Source organism: Pseudomonas sp. S2_H01 (assembly GCF_054668305.1).
Genome location: NZ_CP162756.1, coordinates 3,098,077 through 3,118,291, shown reverse-complemented (window position 1 = coordinate 3,118,291; position 20,215 = coordinate 3,098,077). Strand labels below are relative to the sequence as shown.

Here is a 20,215-nt window from a genome sequence, read left to right as displayed (position 1 = left end):
CGGCTTGCGTGCAGTGGAAGGTGCTTCCCCGGCAGGCTCGATCACAGCTTTCGCAAGGTTGCCTGCGTGCTGCCGAATATCGGCCAAGTCAGGCAGGCCCCTGCCCACGCAACTGGCGACCGTCACCGACGACGATGTACTTCTCGCAGGTCAGGCCTTCCAGACCGACCGGCCCACGGGCGTGAATCTTGTCCGTGGAAATCCCGATCTCGGCACCCAGACCGTACTCGAAACCATCGGCAAAGCAGGTGGGCGCGTTGATCATCACCGAACTGGAGTCGACTTCCGCCATGAAGCGGCGCGTCTGGGCCTGAGAGTCGGAGAGGATGGCGTCGCTGTGGTGCGAACCGTAATGGTTGATGTGCTCGATGGCCTGATCCAGCCCGGTCACGACGCGGATCGACAGGATCGGCGCCAGATACTCGGTGTGCCAGTCCTCTTCGGTCGCCGGGATCGCATCGATCAGCTCACGGGTACGCTCGCACCCACGCAGCTCGACGCCTTTTTCGCGGAACTGACCGGCCATTTGCGGCAGGAATTCAGCGGCAATCGCCTGATCCACCAGCAGCGTTTCCATGGCACCGCAGATGCCGTAACGATAGGTCTTGGCGTTGAAGCAGATGCGCTGCGCAGACGCCAGGTCGGCGTGTGCACTGACATACACATGGCAGATACCGTCCAGATGCTTGATAACCGGCACCTTGGCATCGCGACTGACGCGCTCGATCAGGCCCTTGCCGCCGCGAGGAACGATGACGTCCACGTATTCCGGCATGGTGATCAAGGCGCCAACGGCGGCGCGGTCGGTGGTTTCGACCACTTGCACCACCGCAGCCGGCAGGTCGGCTTCGGCCAGACCACGCTGAATGCAGGTGGCGATAGCGCGATTTGAATGAATCGCCTCGGAGCCGCCCCGCAGGATGGTCGCGTTGCCGGACTTCAGGCACAGGCTGGCGGCGTCGATGGTCACGTTCGGACGGGACTCATAGATGATGCCGACCACGCCGAGCGGCACGCGCATTTTGCCAACCTGAATGCCCGAAGGCTGGAAATTCATGTCGCGGATCGTGCCGACCGGATCGGGAAGGCTGGCGACCTGACGCAAACCGGCGATCATGCTGTCGATACGAGCCGGGGTCAGGGCGAGGCGTTCAAGCAAGGCAGGTTCCAGACCGTTCGCGCGACCAGCCGCCAGATCCTGCTCGTTGGCGGCGGTCAGTTCGTCACGGGCAGCGTCCAGCGCAGCAGCCGTGGCGGCCAGCGCGCGGTTTTTCTGCGCCGTACTGGCACGACCGATCACACGCGAAGCTTCGCGGGCGGCGCGACCCAGGCGGGTCATGTAGTCAAGAACGGACTCAGTCATGGTCTCAGAGGTCTTGGCAGAGAGGAAAGCGGCCGATTATAGCTGTCGGGCGGGCTGAACGACAGCGGCGACAGGCGGATGGTCGATATAAGCCGGTTTTGTTCGGTGATAACGGCGTTTGCAATGATCGTTCCCACGCTCTGCGTGGGTAATGCAGCCTTGGACGCTCCGCGTCCGCCGATGATGGACGCGGAGCGTCACGTACAGCATTACCACGCAGAGCGTGGGAATGATCATCAACAAAACGCATCGCGGGCAAGCGCGCTCCTGCAAAGAAACCATCCGAACGCTGTCTCGCCATTCAGCTGCAATTAAGCCCGACGTTGCTATCATCGCGGTCCGATATGCGGATACCCCAAACGCCATGCCCGACCAGCCCTCCCGCGCCTTGCCCGACAGCTTCTTCGACCGTGACGCCCAGACGCTCGCCCGCGATTTGCTGGGCAAAGTTGTCCGTCACAAGGTCGGTGAGTTGTGGCTGTCGGCGCGCATCATAGAGACCGAAGCCTATTACCTCGAGGAAAAAGGCAGCCACGCGTCGCTCGGCTATACAGAAAAACGTAAGGCTTTGTTTCTGGATGGCGGCCACATCTATATGTATTACTCACGCGGCGGCGACTCGCTGAACTTCAGCGCACAGGGACCGGGTAACGCGGTGCTGATCAAATCGGCTTATCCGTGGGTGGATGCGCTCTCGGACGCAAACAGCCTGGCGCAGATGCAGCTCAACAACCCCGACGCCAGCGGTAATGTCCGCCCGCCAGAGCGCCTGTGCGCGGGACAAACGCTGCTGTGCAAAGCCCTCGGCCTGAAAGTGCCGATGTGGGACGCCAAACGTTTCGATCCCCAACGGATCTTCGTCGAAGACGTCGGGCAGCGACCTGTGCAAATCATCCAAGCGGCCCGTCTGGGCATCACTGCAGGACGCGACGAGCACTTGATGTACCGCTTCGTCGATGCCGAATACACGCGGTTCTGCACGCGGAACCCGTTGCGACGCGGACAAGTCGAAGGCCGCGACTACTTCATTATCGAGCAAGGACACTGACCCATGGGCGCATGGCTCGACAGCATCACCGCGTGGCTGACCGTCAACCCGTCGTGGCTGGGCGCTGCGATTTTTCTGGTTTCGTGCCTGGAATGCCTGGCCATCGCCGGCATCATCGTGCCGGGTACCGTGGCCTTGTTCGCCATCGCCGCGCTGGCTGGCAGCGGCATCCTGCCTTTGAGCGAAGCGCTGCTGCTGGGTTTTCTGGGTGGCCTGCTGGGCGATGTCGTGTCCTACTTTGTAGGGCGACGCTTCCATCAGAACATCCGCCGCCTGCCGGGTTTGCGTCATCACCCGGAATGGATCGCAGGCGCCGAAACCTACTTCCAGCGCTATGGCATCGCCAGCCTGCTGGTCGGTCGCTTCATCGGCCCGCTGCGCCCGATGCTGCCGATGGTGGCCGGGATGTTCGACATGCCGTTCATACGCTTCGCCGGCGTCAGCCTGATCGCAGCGGCCGGCTGGTCAGTGGCCTACATTCTGCCGGGTTGGGCGACTGGCGCGGCCATCCGCCTGCCGTTGCCTGAAGGGTTCTGGCCAGAGGCCGCGTTTGTGGGCGCGGGGCTGGCGTTGCTACTCGGCGTGGCGATACAGAGCAGCCTGCGGGCCAGGCGCAACGCGATCAGGCTGATCGCCTTGACCAGCCTGATCATGCTGATCGCGGTGTTTCTGGGCTGGCCGTATCTGGCGCACCTCGATCAGGGCGTGATGACGCTGGTGCAGGAACATCGCAGCGAAGCGGCGCAAAACTTCGTTATTTTGGTCACCGGTCTTGGCGACTTCAGGACACAGTTCTGCGCGGCCGCCCTGCTGCTGATCATCCTGGTGGCCACTCGCCAATGGCGCCATGCGATCTTCGCCTGCGCCACGACGCTGGGCGCGGCGATCATCAATCAGAGCATGAAGCACACGTTCGCCCGGGCGCGGCCAGAGGTGCTGGCCGAACCGCTCTCAACCTTCAGCATGCCGAGCGGACATGCCTCAGCGTCGTTTGCGCTGTTCATGACGCTGGCGGTTCTGGCGGGTAGAGGGCAACCGGCACGGTTGCGCATGACCTGGTTGCTGCTTGGCGCGATCCCTGCGGCATCGATCTGCGTGTCGCGGGTGTACCTGGGCGTTCATTGGCCGACGGATGTCCTGGCGGGAATGCTGCTGGCGTTCTTCACCTGTGCGGCTAGCCTGGCGTTCGTGCAGAACAAGGACGTGTTGCCACCCTTGCCGTTGCGGGTGTGGTGGCTGCTGTTACCGGCCATGGTTGCGCTGTTGGGAGGGTTTGCTTTCCACTCGATGACGCATGGCTTGATTCGGTATGAGTATTGAGCGCAGCTCGAACGAGCTACGCATTGTAGGAGCGAGATTGCCCGCGATGAGGCCGTATCAGTCGACACCGACGCCAGGGATGTATCGCAATCGCGGGCAAGCGCGCCCCTACCGCTCAAGTGAGCAAGGTCATGCCTGCATATCGCCTTGCATCTCATCCAGCAAATCCTGGATCGCGTCGAGGCGCTCTTCCGCGTCGTCGATTTCCAGCAACTCGATCTTGTCTTCCTCGGCGAACGGCAGCAGGTAGGCCAACTGATTGGCCAGTGACTGTTGGCCGCTGGCCGTCAGGCCCATGTTCAGCGCGGCGACCATAGGGTGTTCTGCCAGTGCGGCCAGCAGCGCAACGAGGTCTTCGTCCTCTTCCTGGAGCGGCTTTTCGTCCGGCTCCTCCAGCCACTCCACCTCGGCCAGCAACAGGTTGTCGCGCTGGGTCTGGGCTTCGACCACCCGAAACCGTCGACCGCCCACCACGCGAATGCCCAGCAAACCGTTGTCCTGTTGCTGGAAGTCAGTCACCAGCGCTTCACACCCGATCTGCGAGAAACCTTCAGGCACATTGCCAACTTCACTGCCCTCGGTGATGCAGACCACACCGAAGCCTTCACCCTGTTTCATGCAGCGGCCAATCATGTCCAGGTAGCGCGCCTCGAAAATCTGCAGATCGAGCACACACCCCGGGAACAGCACAGCGTTCAGCGGAAACAACGGCAACGACATAGACACACCCTCAAGCAACCAGAGACACCGCCAACGGCAGAAACAACGCCGTGGCGACACCCATCAAACTCATGGCCAGTGCCGCAAAGGCACCGCACTCTTCACCTTCCTGCAAGGCGGCCGACGTTCCCACCGCGTGGGCCGTCAGCCCCAGGGCCATGCCCCTTGCTTCCGGGCTTTGCACACCCGCCAGGGTCAACAGGCCGGGGCCGAATATGCCGCCAATGACGCCTGTGATCAACACGAAAACCGCAGCCAGCGCCGCTACACCGCCAATCTGTTCAGCCACCAGCATGGCTATCGGCGAGGTCACCGACTTGGGCGCCATGGTCATCAGGATCATGTGATCGGCGCCCAGCACGTAACCCAACCCCACGCACAGCGCCGTCGCAAACACCCCGCCAATCACCAGCGTAGTCAAGACCGGCCAGAACAACTGACGGATACGCCGCAGATTCAGATAAAGCGGCACAGCCAGCGCCACGGTCGCAGGCCCCAGCAGGATGCTGAGGATCTCGGTGCTCTTGCGGTACTCGACATAGCTCAACCCACAGGTGAGCAGCACGCCGATCACCACCAGCATCGAGACCAGCACCGGCTGCAGAAAGACCCAGCGGGTTTTCTCGTAACCGGCCAGCACCACTTGATAGGCGCCCAGCGTGATGGCGATGCCGAACAGAGGGTGATGGATCACCGACAACCAGGCGCCCTGCCAATCCAGACTCATGTTGGCTCCCGGCGACGGGCCTGACGGTCGATTAGCTTCTGCATCAACCAACCGGCAAAGGTGAGCGAGATCATCAGGGACAACACCAGCGACCCGACAATGGCCCAGAAATCGTCAGCGATCTGCCCGGCGTACACCATGACGCCCACGGCAGGCGGCACCAGCAACAACGGCAGGTAACGCAACAGACTGCTGGCGGCCAGGCTGATAGGCTCGGTGACTTCTCCACGGATCATCAGGTAGACCATCAACAGCACCAGCCCGATGATCGGCCCGGGCAGGATCGACAGGAACAAATGATTCAGCGCCGTTCCCACCAGCTGGAACAGCACCAGCCATGTCAGGCCTCTTAGCAACATAAAAAACTCCAGCAAATTCGCGGCGCCATTATACGCACGCAGTCTCGTCGGCTATGGGTCGGTATTCGCAAGCCTTCGGATTCTTGACCAATGGCCCTGAGCGTGCTGATCTTCAAGTCCGGCGCAGCCCTTGTAGGAGTGAGCTTGCCCGCGAATCGCGGAATGTCCGTCGACGAATGCATCACAGACGTACAGCAATCGCGGGCAAGCGCGCTCCTACATGAGCTCATAAACCGCGATCGAGCGAAGCAATAAAGAAGCCTATAGCCGCAGATCCCTCAAAAAACAAAACCGCACGCCGAAAACGATTCACTAAGGAGAGTATCGATGCCCTATGTACCTGTTGCAGCGCTCAAGAGTTATGAAGGCAAGGAACTGGGAAGTTCCGAATGGCTGACCATCGACCAGGAACGTATCAATCTGTTTGCCGAAGCCACTGGCGACTTCCAGTTCATCCACGTCGACCCGGTCAAAGCGGCGCAAACACCGTTTGGCTCGACCATCGCCCATGGTTTTCTGTCCCTCTCGCTGATTCCCAAACTCATGGAATCGCTGCTGGTGCTGCCAGAAGGCCTGAAGATGGTAGTCAATTACGGCCTGGACAGCGTGCGTTTCATTCAACCGGTGAAGGTGGATTCGCGCGTTCGTCTAAAAGTTGCCCTCACGGAAGTCACCGAGAAAAAGCCCGGCCAGTGGCTGCTCAAAGCCACTGCGACGCTTGAAATCGAAGGCCAGGACAAACCTGCGTTCATCGCTGAACCCCTCTCTCTCGCCTTCGTGTAAAACGCCTGAAACGTGAAACAGTCGTAACAGACTGTTTCACCACGCTTCCCGGCTACGGCATACTCGCTGCGGCTGTGTGAGCGACTCGATACAAGTCCACGAATCTGATCACGCCGAAACACCTCATTTTCGGGATTTACCATGCGCGCGCTTGCCCCTCTGGCCCTTACCCTTCTGATTACCGCGTGCGGTGACGGCGAATCGCTGTTGCCGGCTGACGCACGCTTGCCCGACGGCGGCCGCTATCGGGGCGATGTCGTCAATGGCGTGCTGCAAGGCAAGGGGCGCATCGACTACCCCAACGGCAGCTGGTATGCCGGAGAGTTCGCCAAAGGTCAGTGGAACGGTCAGGGCGAGTGGCACGCGAGCAACGGCGATGTCTATAAAGGCGGCTTCCGGGACGGTTTGTTCGACGGTCAGGGCACGCTGACGACCAGCGGCGGCAGTTACGTCGGCGGCTACAAACTGGGGCGACGCGACGGCGAAGGCACGCTCAAAGAGCACGGCATGAGTTACCGCGGCGAGTTCAAGGCCGACCTTTATGACGGCCTCGGCCATCTGGAACTCGAAGACGGCAGCGAATACCAGGGCCAGTTCTCCCATGGCAAACCCAACGGCGAAGGCCAGCGCAGCGACGCGGCGGGCAATCAATTCAGTGGCAAATTCGTCGACGGCCAACTGGAAGGCACCGGCAATTTCACCAGCGCCGACGGCGACCAATACGTCGGCGGCTTTCACAACAATCAGTTGAACGGTCGCGGCCGCTATGAAAACGCCGATGGCGATGTCTGGTCCGGCCAGTTCAAGGACGGCGCATTCACCGGCAAAGGTGAGCTGATCGGTTCAGACGGCACCAACTATCAAGGGCAATTCCGTAACTGGCGTTTCGCAGGCGAAGGCCGCTTGAAATTGCCCGACGGCAGCCTCTATGTCGGCCAGTTCGACAACGACAACTACCAGGGCGCTGGCGTATTGACCGCTGCGGACGGCAGTGTGCAAAGCGGCACGTGGTCCAACGGTCAGCGCGTGCGCGACGCGATGGGCAAGCTGCTGCCCGATCCGCTGGAGGTCGGCTTGCTCGCACAAGGGCCGTTGCTGGAAAAGGCCCTCGCCGCCGTACCGGCCTCCACGCCTGCGACTGAGCTGTACAGCCTGGTGGTTGGCGGCGACGGCAAGCAGAGTGTCTTCCTGCGCGAAGCGGATTACGTCAACACGCTGCTGTCGAGCCGCTTCGGCGCTTACGGCCAGATTTCACTGGTGAACCATCGCGACCACATGGCCGATCGCCCGCTGGCGACCCGCGAAAACATCAGCCGCGCCGTGCAAACTCTGGCCCAGCGAAGCGGCCCGGAAGACTTGATCTTCATTTACCTCACCAGCCACGGCACCCACGATCACGAACTGGTGCTGGACCAGCCGCGCCTCGAACTCTCGGACTTGCCCGCCAACGAAATGGCCGGCGTGCTCGCGCCGTTGAAGAATCGAGACAAGGTGGTGGTGATCTCGGCCTGCTACTCGGGCGGTTTCATCCCGGCCATCAAAGACGACAGAACCATGGTCATCACGGCATCCCGTGAGGATCGCGTGTCGTTCGGTTGCTCCGAAGAAGCTGACTTCACCTATTTTGGCGAGGCCCTGTTCGGCAAGGCGCTGGTGGAAACCGATGACCTGATGCAAGCCTTCAACGACGCCAAAAAAATCGTGGCGCAGCGGGAAATCGAAGAAAACTTCGACGCCTCCGAACCGCAGATCTGGGCGCCCAAAGGCGTGCTCGCACGCTGGCAGCAACTGCGTAAAAGCCAGGCAGAGCGGGCGTTGAACACCGTGTCGGTCGGCAAAGGCATGAAGGCGGCGGCCAACCACTGATGCCCTGCTTCGGCGGCCAACATCACCGCAACATGAAAAATTGGTGAGTTTTGTGAAACCAGCGTCATCCGTACACAGTCTGTTCCGATAGAGCGCCTATGCTTGTGCGTATCAAGGGAGAAAGACCATGTACTTGACGCCGCAACACATCCTGCTTGCCGGAGCGACTGGATTGACAGGCGAGCACCTGCTCGATCGCTTGCTCAATGAGCCCACCGTCAGCCGCGTATTGGCGCCAAGCCGCCGCCCGCTGGCCGAACACCCTCATCTGGAAAACCCCGTAGGCGACTTCACTTCCCTGCTCGCTGAACTGGGCGGTCGGGTCGATATCGCGTTTTGCTGCCTGGGCAGCACGATCAAACAAGCCGGTTCTCAAGATGCGTTTCGTGCCGTCGACATGGACATGGTCGTGGCCTTTGGCAGGCGCGCCCGGGAAATGGGCGCGCGTCATTTGCTGGTCATCAGCGCGGTAAACGCCGACCCTGAATCCAGCATTTTCTACAGCCGCGTCAAAGGCGAAATGGAAGAAGCGTTGAAGGACCAGAACTGGCCGCAACTGACCATCGCCCGCCCTTCCCTGTTGATTGGCGAGCGCGAAGACCAGCGCTTGGTCGAGCAGTTGGCGGCGCCAATTGCCAAGCTGATTCCCGGCAAATACGGCGGCATCGAAGCCTGCCAGCTGGCTCGCGCGCTGTGGCGCCTGGCGCTGGAAGAACAGGACGGGATTCGGGTGGTGGAGTCGGATGAGTTGAGGCGGTTGGGGAAATAATCCCAGGACGAAAACCAACGTTGACCTGTGGGAGCGAGCTTGCTCGCGAATGATCTTTCAACCGATGCAACTGTGTCGGTTCTACTGACCGTTCGCGAGCAAGCTCGCTCCCACAGGTCATTTAGCCATAACAGACCTACAACCCACCCGTCGCCTGAAACCCTACGCCCAGCGCCGTCAGAATCGACAGCGGCAGCAGCAGGGTGTCCAGCACCGCGCTGCCCGGCAGGTCCAGCATCGGGTATTTTGGCGCCTCGGCACCAAAGCGGTCCTTCTCGCAGCAACCGCCTCGGATCGCATACAGATCCAGCCGCGTGCCTGAATACACCACAGGCGCGCCCGGCTGATTGGCATCCAGCGTGCGCACCGTTGCACAACCGGTGGTAAGCAGAAGGCCAAGGGTGAGGACAAACAGTTTCTTATTCATCGGCGCCAAAATGATGCTCGCCCCAACGCGGCAGCATGTCCTGAGGGATGTTGAGCAGATTGAGAATCCGTGCGACGACGAAGTCGACCAAGTCATCAATGGTCTGCGGCTGGTGATAGAAACCGGGCGAGGCCGGCAGAATCACCGCGCCCAGATTCGACAGCTTGAGCATGTTTTCCAGATGGATGCTGGAAAACGGGGCTTCGCGCGGCACCAGAATCAGCTGTCGGCGCTCCTTGAGGGTCACGTCGGCTGCGCGCTCGATGAGGTTGTTGCAGGCGCCAGTGGCGATGGCCGACAAGGTGCCGGTCGAGCACGGTACGACGACCATGGCACTCGGCGAGCCGGAACCGGACGCCACCGGGGACATCCAGTCTTCCTTGCCGTACACCCGAATCTGCCCCGCGGCAGCGCCGGTGTATTCGGTGAGGAACGCCTGCATCATTTGCGGTTTGGGCGGCAGGGTGACGTCCGTCTCGGTGGCCATGACCAACTGCGCGGCCTTGGAGATCAGGAAATGCACTTCACGATCTTCACGCACCAGGCAGTCGAGCAGACGCAGGCCGTATTGCGCGCCGGATGCGCCGGTCATCGCCAGGGTAATGCGCTCCGGGCCGCTCATTTCAGTGCCTCGGCGAGCTTGCCGTGCAGACCGCCAAAGCCGCCGTTGCTCATGATCACCACGTGAGTGCCGGGCTGGGCCTGACTTTTCACGCGCTCGATGATGCCTTCCAGCGAATCGCAGACCACCGCCGGCACCTTGCACTGAGCAGCGGTCGCGCCCAGGTCCCAGCCCAGATTGGCCGGGGCATACCAGACCACCTGATCGGCCTGATCGACGCTTTCCGGCAGCCCGTCCCGATGCGCGCCGAGCTTCATGGAGTTGGAGCGTGGCTCGACGATGGCAATGATCGGCGAGTCGCCGACTTTCTTGCGCAGGCCATCCAGCGTGGTGGCGATGGCGGTCGGATGGTGGGCGAAGTCGTCATAAATGGTGATGCCGCGCACGTCAGCGACTTTTTCCATGCGTCGCTTCACGCTTTTGAACGCGCTCAACGCTTCGACACCTTGTTGTGGAACGACGCCAACGTGCCGAGCGGCCGCCAGCGTGGCGAGGGCGTTGGCGACGTTGTGTTGACCGGTCATGCCCCAGTCCACCACGCCCTGGACGACGCCCTCAAAGAGGACTTCGAACTTCGAGCCGTCCTCGCTCAGCAGCTTCGCTTGCCACTGACCGCCCTGCCCGGTGGTTTGTACCGGCGTCCAGCAACCCATCTCGATCACGCGCTGCAGCGCAGGCTCGGTGGTTGGATGAATGACCAGGCCTTCGCTCGGAATGGTGCGCACCAAGTGGTGGAACTGACGCTCGATGGCAGGCAGATCGGGGAAGATGTCGGCGTGATCGAACTCAAGGTTGTTGAGGATCGCGGTACGTGGGCCGTAGTGAACGAATTTCGAACGTTTATCGAAGAACGCACTGTCGTACTCGTCGGCTTCGACCACGAAGAACGGCGTGTCACCCAGGCGGGCGGACACCGCAAAGTTCTGTGGAACGCCACCGATCAAGAAGCCAGGGCTCATGCCCGCGTGCTCCAGCACCCAGGCCAGCATGCTGCTGGTGGTGGTCTTGCCATGCGTACCGGCAACCGCCAGCACCCAGCGACCGCGCAACACGTGATCGGCCAGCCACTGCGGCCCGGACACATACGGCAGGCCTTTGTTGAGGACGTATTCAACCGCCGGATTGCCGCGCGACATGGCGTTGCCGACCACCACCAAGTCCGGTGCAGGTTCCAGGTGTGAAGGGTCGTAACCCTGCATCAGCGTGATGCCCTGCGCCTCGAGCTGCGTGCTCATCGGCGGGTAGACGTTGGCATCGGAGCCGGTGACTGTGTGGCCCAAATCCTTGGCGAGAACCGCCAGCGAACCCATGAACGTGCCGCAGATACCCAGAATATGAATGTGCATGACCGACCTCTTAAAACGTTCGCGCAGGTTAGCGTAGAGAGGGTCGATTCGCACAGTTCAATTGCTGGAATACAGCCAGGCGCTCAAACACCCTGCGGGATGGACACATCAAACGTCCAGGACACTGCAGCCCCCTGTGGGAGCGAATTCATTCGCGATTGGCCAGTGAAACCGACACTTATCTGTCGGCTTTACTATTTTCGCGAATGAATTCGCTCCCACAGGGAATAAGCTGAAGTCGAGCTTAGCGATTGATCCCATGCTTGCGCAGCTTTCGATAGAGGGTGTTGCGACTGACGCCCAACTCCTTCGCCGCGTGGGTCATGTGCCAGCGTTGCGCCTCCAGGGTCGCGATCAATGCAGCGCGCTCGGCATCGTCCAGTGGCGACTCGACGTGGTCGGCCTCGGGCGCTTTTTGCACAGCGGCCTGACGGATCAAGACCGGCAAGTCGGCGACACAAATTTGATCGTCCTCGCACAGCGCTGCCAGGGTCCTCAACACATTACGCATCTGCCGCACGTTACCCGGCCAGTTGAAGGCCAGCAGTGAATCCCTCGCCGCAGGCTCAATGACCACGGCATGACCACCCGCCTCTTCCTCCAGCAAAAAATCGAGCAATTGAGACTTGTCTCTGCGTTCACGCAACGGCGGGAGGGCGATTTCCAGGCCGTTGAGTCGGTAGTAGAGGTCCTCGCGGAAGCTGCCGTCCTCAACCCGGCCCAGCAAATTTCGGTGCGTCGCGCTGATGATTCGTACATCCACCGATTGCGGTTCGCCGCCAATCGGCACCACCAGCCGATCCTCCAGCACCCGTAACAAGCGGGTCTGCAACGCGACCGGCATGTCACCGATTTCGTCGAGAAACAACGTGCCGCCATCGGCCTGCTGCAACTTGCCGCGCATCCCTTCCTTGCGCGCGCCGGTGAAACTGCCGCCGCGATAACCGAACAGCTCGCTTTCAATGAGGCTTTCCGGAATCGCCGCGCAGTTCAACGCGACAAAAGGCTTGCCTGCCCGCTGGCTGGCCTGATGCACCGCCTTGGCGAACGCTTCCTTGCCAGAGCCGGTTTCGCCATTGATCAACAACGGCACGTCACGCTCGAAGACCTTGAGCGCCCGACGAAAATCCGTTTGCAGCGACGGATCGCCCAGGCAGATACCGCTTAGCGCAGGCTGCGAAACCGATTTACTCGCAAGAGGAGCAGAGAGCGCTTTCGCTCCGGGCCGCGACTGCCCACGCAGGAGTGCGAAGAATCCGCGCCCGTCGCGCGTCCGCAAGGGCCAGCGGGTGGTTGCATCAGGCGACGCACGGCCCATCAGTTCGTCCAGTGAACAATCGAACAACGACGCCACCGACTGCCCGACCAGCTCGGCGCGGCCGAGACTCAAGAGGTTCAGCGCACTTTGATTCAGCGCACTGACGCGACCCTCGCCGTCGAACGCCAGCAAGCCTTCGCTGAACAGCCCGACCGACCCCGCCTGCAAATGGAAACGCAGCAGCCACTGATCGTCGCAGTGACGAAGGAAATAACTGCTTTCAATCATCTTCGCCGACAGGTTGACCAGCGCCATGGTGTGGAACTGGCTTTGCCGCGACACGTCATGGCGAGCGGAGGAAACGTCCAGCACGGCGAGCAGATCGCCATGGGGATCGAACACCGGGCTCGCCGAACAGGTCAGCCCGGTGTGCCGCCCGCGAAAGTGCTCGTCGCGATGAATCGTCACCGACTGCCGCTCGACCAGGCAGGTGCCAATGCCATTGGTGCCCTCGCTGGCCTCGCTCCAGTCAGCGCCCAACCACAATCCGGCGCGCTCGAAAATCCTGCGCTCGCCCGGTTCGGTCACGCAATTGAGGATGACGCCCCGCGCATCGGTCAGCAGCACGGCATTACCGCCCGATAACTGCTGATGCAGGTTGTTCATCTCGCCACCGGCAATCGTCAGCACTTGCTGCAGGCGCTCGCGGCTTTCCAGCACGCGGGCATGCTCAAGCACGGTGGGCGCCATAGCCTGGGCGGGATCGAGGTGATAGTCCTCAAGGCAACGCAGCCACGAACGGGCGATGGAAGGATCGGCGCCGGGGCCGTATTGATGATGCGCGTTGCCTTGGGCGACGGTCAGGACTTGCTGGGCATGTCGAGAGAAGGGGCTGCTGTGCATTTTTATTGTTCTTCCTAGGTTCTGCCTGGGGAGCTGTGGACCAGCATCCTCCTCGTCCCCGGTCATTGCAATGCTTCCAAAGGTGCAACTCGGCGGGCTGTCCCACATTCGATACAAAGTGTCACCCTGGCCGTATCGACGCTGGCACAACGACATCCGCCAAACATCTCATTTATCAGCAAAACCCTTATAAACCGGGGCCCTCGCGGCAGTGGCCCGCGCTTTGCTCTACGCTCTTATCAAGCACAGCCGCCTCACCGCCGCTGAAGCAAGCAGCCGTGCGTTATCCCCACACAATCACAAGAGCAAGGAGATATTCACCATGCGTTATGCCCATCCCGGTACTGAAGGCTCGCTCGTTACCTTCAAGACCCAGTACGGCAACTACATCGGTGGCGAATTCGTGCCGCCGGTCAAAGGCCAGTATTTTGAAAACACCTCGCCGATCACCGGCAAGCTGATCGCGACCTTCCCTCGCTCCACAGCCGAAGACATCGATAAAGCCCTGGATGCTGCCCACGCCGCGGCCGATGCGTGGGGCAAGACATCTGTTCAGGAACGCTCGCTGACCCTGCTTAAAATCGCCGACCGCATCGAGCAGAACCTCGAGCTGCTCGCGATCACTGAAACCTGGGACAACGGCAAAGCCGTTCGCGAAACCCTGAACGCCGACATTCCGCTGGCGGTCGATCATTTCCGTTATTTCGCGGGCGTGCTGCGTGCTCAGGAAGGCTCCGCCGCCGAGATCGACGGCAACACCGTCGCGTATCACATTCACGAGCCACTGGGCGTGGTCGGCCAGATCATCCCGTGGAACTTCCCGATCCTGATGGCGGCCTGGAAACTCGCGCCTGCACTGGCGGCCGGCAACTGCATCGTGCTCAAACCCGCCGAGCAAACCCCGCTGGGCATCACCGTCATGATGGAGCTGATCGGCGATCTGCTGCCAAAAGGCGTGCTCAACGTGGTGCAAGGTTATGGCCGTGAAGCCGGTGAAGCGCTGGCCAGCAGCAAGCGCATCGCCAAAATCGCGTTCACCGGCTCGACTCCGGTGGGCTCGCACATCATGAAACTGGCGGCCGACAGCATCATCCCGTCCACCGTAGAGCTGGGCGGCAAGTCGCCAAACATCTACTTCGAAGACGTCATGAGCGCCGAGCCTGAATTCATCGACAAATGCGCAGAAGGCGTGGTTCTGGCGTTCTTCAACCAGGGCGAAGTGTGCACCTGCCCGTCGCGCTGCCTGGTTCAGGAATCCATCTATCCGCAGTTCATGGAAGCGGTGATGAAGAAGGTACTGAAGATCAAGCGTGGCGACCCGCTGGACACCGACACCATGGTCGGCGCTCAGGCGTCGCAGCAGCAGTTCGACAAGATCCTCTCCTATCTCGACATCGCCCAGGGCGAAGGCGCCGAGCTGCTCACCGGCGGCAAGGTCGAGAAAATGGAAGGCTCGCTGGCAACCGGTTACTACATCCAGCCGACGCTGCTCAAAGGCAACAACAAGATGCGCGTTTTCCAGGAAGAAATCTTTGGCCCGGTGGTCAGCGTCACCACCTTCAAGGATGAAGCCGAAGCCCTCGCTATCGCCAACGACACCGAGTTCGGCCTGGGTGCAGGCGTCTGGACCCGCGACATCAACCGCGCCTACCGCGTGGGTCGTGCGATCAAGGCTGGTCGCGTGTGGACCAACTGCTACCACCTCTACCCGGCACACGCCGCGTTCGGTGGCTACAAGAAGTCCGGCGTCGGCCGCGAAACCCACAAAGTGGCCCTCGAGCACTATCAACAGACCAAAAACCTGCTGGTGAGCTACGACATCAACCCGTTGGGCTTCTTCTGATTCAGCGGTAACGCTTCACATGACGGCCTCTTCGGAGGCCGTTTTTCTTGCAGGCGAGCCCACATTTTGGCCACCCCTCCGTACCTGTAGGAGACGTCGGAGGTTACGACGGCAGCGATAGTGGTGGGTCAATCAGAGTTGAGTTGCCTGACACACCGCCTTCACTGCCCTCGTAACCTCGGACGTCTCCCACAGAGGTCTGCGGTGTTGCGGGCTTGGCAAACAGGAATCCAACCCGCTTTTGGATTGCGCTTTCTAAACCGCTTAGGCACAGTCAAAACCGTCTGTCCCAATGCCAGGCGCGCCCTCCCCCTTCCATGAATTGCACAATGAAGCTGAGGCCCAACCATGCGGATCATCAAAGCCACCCTGGAGCACCTGGACCTGTTGACCCCCTTGTTCGTCAAATACCGTGAGTTTTACGGCGAACTGCCTTTCCCCGATTCCTCTCGTGCGTTCCTTGAAAAACGCCTGCGTCGCGATGAGTCGGTGATTTACCTGGCCTTGCACGATGACGACGAGAGCAAGCTGCTCGGTTTCTGTCAGCTCTACCCAAGCTACTCCTCGCTTTCGCTCAAACGCGTCTGGATCCTCAACGACATCTACGTCGCCGAAGACGCCCGCCGCATGCTTGTCGCCGACCACCTGATCAAGGAGGCCAAGAAGATGGCCCGGGAGAGCCAGGCCGTCCGCATGCGCGTCTCCACCAGCGCCAACAACGAAGTCGCCCAGAAGGTCTACGAATCGATCGGATTTCGCGAAGACACCCAGTTCAAGAACTACGTGCTGCCGATTAATTGAAACAGCGCCCCAGCGCCCTTGTAGGAGCGCGCTTGCCCGCGATAGCGTCGGGTCAGTCGACATCGACGTTGCAGGCATACTGTGTTCGCGAAACAACGCCGCAGCTCCCGTGTAGGAGCGCGCTTGCCCGCGATGGCATCAGGTCAGTCGACATCGACGTTGCGGGCATACCGTAATCGCGAACAACGCCGCAGCTCCCCGTGTAGGAGCGCGCTTGCCCGCGATGGCGTCGGATCAGTCGACATCGACGTTGCAGGCATTCTGTGTTCGCGGGCAAGCGCGCTCCTACAAGAGGTCTGTGTCGCATCACTACCAAATGTTTCAATCTCCCTCTCACCCTAAGCAACATGCCGTTTCTTCCCTCTATAATGCGGCCCACATCGCCTCTACTTAACGACCCGCACGACCCGGACCGGGTCTCACACTCAGGTGCCGTACATGGAATTCAACCCCCTCGACATCATTCTTCACCTCGACGTCTACCTCGACATGCTGGTGACCAACTACGGCACCTGGGTCTACGCGATTCTGTTCCTGGTGATTTTCTGCGAGACGGGGCTGGTCGTTACACCGTTCCTCCCGGGTGATTCCCTGCTGTTCATCGCAGGCGCGGTCGCGGCGGGCGGTGGTCTGGACCCCGTGCTGCTCGGCTGCCTGCTGATGGCCGCCGCCATTCTCGGCGACAGCACCAACTACGTGATTGGCCGAACAGTGGGCGACAAGCTGTTCAAGAACCCCCACTCCAAAATCTTCCGTCGCGACTACCTGACCAAGACCCACGAGTTCTACGAGCGCCACGGCGGCAAAACCGTGACGCTGGCGCGCTTCCTGCCGATCATCCGCACCTTCGCCCCGTTCGTTGCAGGTCTGGGCAAGATGAACTACCTGCGCTTCGTGAGCTTTAGCGTGCTGGGTTCGATCCTCTGGGTCGGCAGTCTGGTCACGCTCGGTTACTTCTTCGGCAACATCCCGTTCATCAAGAAAAACCTCACCCTGCTGGTGCTGGTAATCATCCTGATCTCGCTGGCGCCGATGATCATCGGCCTGGTTCGAAGCCGCATGAGCCGTTCCGCCGAGGCGCGCTGATTCCATGTGGTCGCTGGGCGGCTGGCTCAAGCGCCGCACGCTGGCGCGCAACCCCGTTGACCCTGAGCTCTGGGAACGGGTGCGCCAGCGCTTGCCGATCCTCGATGGCCTGAGCGCCGAAGAGGATCGCCACCTGCTCGACTGTTGCGTGCTTTTCTTGCAAGCCAAACACCTCACGGCGCTGGAAGGCGTCGATCTGGATGACGAATCGCGGCTGTTTCTTGCTGCGCAGGCGCAACTGCCCTTGCTCGCGCTGGGCGATTTGAACTGGTATCAGGGGTTTCACGAGATCGTCCTCTATGGCGACGACTTCATCAGCCCGCAGAAGCACCGCGACGCCAACGGCATCGAACACGAGTGGGACGGCGAGCACAGCGGCGAAGCCTGGTCGCAAGGCCCGGTGATCCTCGCTTGGCCAGGCGTACTGTCGAGCGGCGGCTGGGAGGCCTACAACCTCGTCATCCATGAACTGGCGCACAAGCTCGACATGCTCAACGGCGACGCCAACGGCCACCCGCCGCTGCACAACGACATGCGCATCCGCGACTGGACCGACGCGATGCAAACGGCCTACGACGACATGAACCGGCAACTGGACGCCGACCCCGACGCCGAAACCGCCATCGATCCCTACGCCGCTGAAAGCCCTGCGGAGTTTTTCGCCGTCACCAGCGAATACTTCTTCAGCGCCCCGGATTTACTGGTCGACGCCTATCCAGCGGTCTATCAGCAGCTCAAGGCGTTCTATCGGCAGGATCCTTTGGCGCGCTTGATGGCACTTCAAGTGGAAAACCCGGTCTATCAGGCTCAACACGACGCCTGAAGCCGACCGCCACGCATGGCATCGCTTCTCGAATATGCCTATAATCCGGCCCACTTTTTGGCGTTGCACGCCAGATTCTGAATGGTCAACCAAGGGGGCAAAGCCCAATGAGCTACAGCAAGATTCCGGCCGGTAAAGACCTGCCGAATGACATCTACGTCGCAATCGAGATCCCGGCCAACCACGCGCCGATCAAGTACGAAATCGACAAAGAAAGCGACTGCCTGTTCGTTGACCGTTTCATGGCCACCCCGATGTTCTACCCGGCCAACTACGGTTTCATCCCGAACACCCTGGCGGACGACGGCGATCCCCTGGACGTGCTGGTGGTCACCCCTTACCCGGTCGCGCCAGGCTCGGTCATCCGCGCCCGTCCAGTTGGCGTGCTGAACATGACCGACGACGGCGGCGGCGACGCTAAAGTCATCGCCGTCCCACACGACAAGCTGTCCCAGCTGTACGTCGACGTGAAGGAATACACCGACCTGCCACCGCTGCTGATCCAGCAGATCGAGCACTTCTTTGCTAACTACAAAGACCTCGAAAAAGGCAAATGGGTGAAGATCGAAGGCTGGGCCGGCGCAGACGCCGCTCGCGAAGCCATCACCAAATCGGTCGCTGCCTACAAAGGCTGATCCGATTCGCTCGCTTCAGAACGCCCGCCTCGGGTGTTCTGAAGGGGCAACCCTCGGAACTCGACTCATCCCCCTGTGGGAGCGAATTCATTCGCGACCGGCTGCGAAGCAGTCGCAAACCCTTCCTCACCTCCGCTTTTGCGCCCCCTCGCCGTCAAACCCGTATCAATTCCCCACTATTTCCCATTCAAATGTTTAATTAAATCGAGACCCAAACAATCCGTTTACCCCAATAAAACATCCGCCCATTCAGGCAACAATCAAGACACTGATATTCATCAGCCACCCAACAACCAGTGCTCTAAAAAGCCAGCCTCTGCAACATCCCTTCAAAACCGCCACTCTCGCGCCCCTCCAAACACTGTTGAGCACAAACAAAACAGTGAAAGAAACACCCTACAAACGCCTTCAAACCCTGTAATCCCGACACTCAATTACAAGGTTGACGCTCCACTCATTTGAACACTTCGTTCATTTAAACAAACTTGAACCTTCCGTAAACTTCGGGCCATGAATACATCAGGTGATCGACTACGCGTCCTTCTGCGGGAGTGCCATCTCTCCGCCACAGACTTCGCCGCCAACCGAAAGGTGACGCCGCAACACGTGAACAACTGGTTCAAACGCGGCATCCCCATGGCACGCATCGAAGAAGTCGCCGAACTGCTCAGCGTCAACGGACGCTGGCTGCGCACGGGCGAGGGGCCCAAACACCCCGGCGAAGATCGCGGCAAGCGCGGCCTGAGCGGCCTTGCGAAACTGCGCCCGGAACGCAGCAGCCGCGAAGAACTGGACATCCCGCTGTACACCGAACTGCCCACCCAGAACCCCGGCCAGACCACCGTCAGCGAAACGCCCAACCACCGCGTCAAACTTGCACGACGCATCCTCGAAGCCATGGACGTCGTACTGCAAAACGCCATCTGCGTCGCCATGTACGGCAACAGCATGGCCGACAAGATTCAGGACGGCTCCCTCATCGGCGTCGACAGAGGCCGCACCCACGTCATCGACGGCGAAATCTACGCCCTCGAACACGACGGCATGCTGCGCGTGAAATACCTCTACCGGCTCCCCGGCGGCGGCCTGCGCCTGCGCAGCCACAATGCCGCCGAATACCCCGACGAAATCTTCAGCGCCGAGCAGATCCAGGAACAGAACATCCACATCCTCGGCTGGATCTTCTGGTGGTCCACCCTCAACAACCGCCGCCACCCCGCGACAATGCCTTGATTCACAAGGAAAAGGACAATGGCAGCGCATCAAGGCTGGGCATCCGCCGCGAACATGAGTATCCTGCACGCCTTCGTTTCAACACCCCTCGGCTACCCGCGGACGGGTGACCGACCAGGCAAAGTCCCCGCGACCGCCTCGTCTACCTCACAAGCGCCTCTTCGTAGCGCGCACTTTTGCGGATGGGTGCGGATAGCCAAAAACTAACCAAACCTGTCACCGAGAAGCCGGCCACAAGCCGGCTTTTTAATGTCTGAAAGCCGCTTAAATTCGTCTGGACTGA

The 20,215-nt window shown here is 60.7% G+C and carries 19 protein-coding genes; 11 read left to right on the top strand and 8 right to left on the bottom strand.

What is annotated here, in order from left to right:
- Positions 1-88 precede the first annotated feature (88 nt).
- Positions 89-1,363, bottom strand: a complete 1,275-nt coding sequence (locus AB4N84_RS13965; protein WP_074756998.1) for a glutamate-5-semialdehyde dehydrogenase — start codon at positions 1,361-1,363, stop codon at positions 89-91.
- A gap of 364 nt (positions 1,364-1,727) precedes the next feature.
- Between AB4N84_RS13965 and AB4N84_RS13960 the strand changes: the two genes are divergently transcribed.
- Both AB4N84_RS13960 and AB4N84_RS13955 read left to right on the top strand, forming a co-directional pair.
- A complete protein-coding gene (locus AB4N84_RS13960) occupies positions 1,728-2,411 on the top strand; it encodes a DNA-3-methyladenine glycosylase (protein WP_460047017.1) in 684 nt (227 codons plus the stop codon).
- A gap of 3 nt (positions 2,412-2,414) precedes the next feature.
- Entirely contained in the window at positions 2,415-3,731 is a 1,317-nt protein-coding gene (locus tag AB4N84_RS13955; protein WP_460046754.1) for a bifunctional DedA family/phosphatase PAP2 family protein, read from the top strand.
- A 129-nt stretch (positions 3,732-3,860) separates the two neighbouring features.
- Here the strand turns inward: AB4N84_RS13955 and AB4N84_RS13950 are convergent, their stop codons facing one another.
- From AB4N84_RS13950 to AB4N84_RS13940, 3 genes are read right to left on the bottom strand one after another with little or no spacing between them, the layout of a single operon-like run.
- On the bottom strand, positions 3,861-4,451 hold the full coding sequence (locus tag AB4N84_RS13950) for an LON peptidase substrate-binding domain-containing protein (protein ID WP_460046753.1): 591 nt from the start codon (positions 4,449-4,451) through the stop codon (positions 3,861-3,863).
- 10 nt (positions 4,452-4,461) lie between these two features.
- Positions 4,462-5,178, bottom strand: coding sequence for an LrgB family protein (locus tag AB4N84_RS13945; RefSeq protein ID WP_074756992.1), 717 nt, complete (start codon positions 5,176-5,178; stop codon positions 4,462-4,464).
- Positions 5,175-5,537, bottom strand: a complete 363-nt coding sequence (locus tag AB4N84_RS13940; protein ID WP_460046752.1) for a CidA/LrgA family protein — start codon at positions 5,535-5,537, stop codon at positions 5,175-5,177. Before AB4N84_RS13940 ends, AB4N84_RS13945 begins: the two co-directional genes overlap by 4 nt.
- A 327-nt stretch (positions 5,538-5,864) precedes the next feature.
- Between AB4N84_RS13940 and AB4N84_RS13935 the strand changes: the two genes are divergently transcribed.
- The 3 genes from AB4N84_RS13935 to AB4N84_RS13925 all read left to right on the top strand — a co-directional run bounded on the left by AB4N84_RS13935 (position 5,865) and on the right by AB4N84_RS13925 (position 8,955).
- Positions 5,865-6,320 carry a MaoC family dehydratase gene (locus AB4N84_RS13935; RefSeq protein WP_346832851.1) on the top strand — a complete coding sequence of 152 codons (456 nt, stop codon included), beginning with the start codon at positions 5,865-5,867 and terminating at the stop codon, positions 6,318-6,320.
- Between the two features lie 141 nt (positions 6,321-6,461).
- Positions 6,462-8,186 carry a C13 family peptidase gene (locus tag AB4N84_RS13930; protein ID WP_460046751.1) on the top strand — a complete coding sequence of 575 codons (1,725 nt, stop codon included), beginning with the start codon at positions 6,462-6,464 and terminating at the stop codon, positions 8,184-8,186.
- Positions 8,187-8,313: 127 nt separating this feature from the next.
- Positions 8,314-8,955, top strand: a complete 642-nt coding sequence (locus AB4N84_RS13925) for an oxidoreductase (RefSeq protein ID WP_074756985.1) — start codon at positions 8,314-8,316, stop codon at positions 8,953-8,955.
- Between the two features lie 136 nt (positions 8,956-9,091).
- Here the strand turns inward: AB4N84_RS13925 and AB4N84_RS13920 are convergent, their stop codons facing one another.
- From AB4N84_RS13920 to AB4N84_RS13905, 4 genes are all read right to left on the bottom strand, one after another.
- A complete protein-coding gene (locus AB4N84_RS13920) occupies positions 9,092-9,382 on the bottom strand; it encodes a YceK/YidQ family lipoprotein (protein ID WP_074757112.1) in 291 nt (96 codons plus the stop codon).
- Entirely contained in the window at positions 9,375-10,004 is a 630-nt protein-coding gene (ubiX, locus tag AB4N84_RS13915; RefSeq protein WP_074756983.1) for a flavin prenyltransferase UbiX, read from the bottom strand. Before ubiX ends, AB4N84_RS13920 begins: the two co-directional genes overlap by 8 nt.
- Positions 10,001-11,350 carry a UDP-N-acetylmuramate:L-alanyl-gamma-D-glutamyl-meso-diaminopimelate ligase gene (gene mpl, locus AB4N84_RS13910; RefSeq protein ID WP_460046750.1) on the bottom strand — a complete coding sequence of 450 codons (1,350 nt, stop codon included), beginning with the start codon at positions 11,348-11,350 and terminating at the stop codon, positions 10,001-10,003. The genes ubiX and mpl overlap by 4 nt, the downstream gene beginning before the upstream one ends.
- Before the next feature lie 244 nt (positions 11,351-11,594).
- On the bottom strand, positions 11,595-13,511 hold the full coding sequence (locus AB4N84_RS13905; protein ID WP_460046749.1) for a sigma-54-dependent Fis family transcriptional regulator: 1,917 nt from the start codon (positions 13,509-13,511) through the stop codon (positions 11,595-11,597).
- 322 nt (positions 13,512-13,833) lie between these two features.
- Here AB4N84_RS13905 and exaC point away from each other — a divergent pair, with 322 nt between their 5' ends.
- The 6 genes from exaC to AB4N84_RS13875 all read left to right on the top strand — a co-directional run bounded on the left by exaC (position 13,834) and on the right by AB4N84_RS13875 (position 19,932).
- On the top strand, positions 13,834-15,354 hold the full coding sequence (gene exaC, locus AB4N84_RS13900; RefSeq protein WP_460046747.1) for an acetaldehyde dehydrogenase ExaC: 1,521 nt from the start codon (positions 13,834-13,836) through the stop codon (positions 15,352-15,354).
- A gap of 348 nt (positions 15,355-15,702) precedes the next feature.
- A complete protein-coding gene (locus tag AB4N84_RS13895; RefSeq protein ID WP_074756974.1) occupies positions 15,703-16,155 on the top strand; it encodes a GNAT family N-acetyltransferase in 453 nt (150 codons plus the stop codon).
- 438 nt (positions 16,156-16,593) lie between these two features.
- Positions 16,594-17,241: a DedA family protein gene (locus AB4N84_RS13890; protein ID WP_460046746.1), complete on the top strand. Its 648-nt coding sequence runs from the start codon at positions 16,594-16,596 to the stop codon at positions 17,239-17,241.
- A gap of 4 nt (positions 17,242-17,245) precedes the next feature.
- Positions 17,246-18,064: a M90 family metallopeptidase gene (locus tag AB4N84_RS13885; protein ID WP_460046744.1), complete on the top strand. Its 819-nt coding sequence runs from the start codon at positions 17,246-17,248 to the stop codon at positions 18,062-18,064.
- 107 nt (positions 18,065-18,171) lie between these two features.
- Positions 18,172-18,699 carry an inorganic diphosphatase gene (gene ppa, locus AB4N84_RS13880; RefSeq protein WP_062384817.1) on the top strand — a complete coding sequence of 176 codons (528 nt, stop codon included), beginning with the start codon at positions 18,172-18,174 and terminating at the stop codon, positions 18,697-18,699.
- A gap of 510 nt (positions 18,700-19,209) precedes the next feature.
- Positions 19,210-19,932, top strand: coding sequence for a LexA family transcriptional regulator (locus tag AB4N84_RS13875; RefSeq protein WP_460046743.1), 723 nt, complete (start codon positions 19,210-19,212; stop codon positions 19,930-19,932).
- The last annotated feature ends 283 nt before the right edge of the window (positions 19,933-20,215 follow it).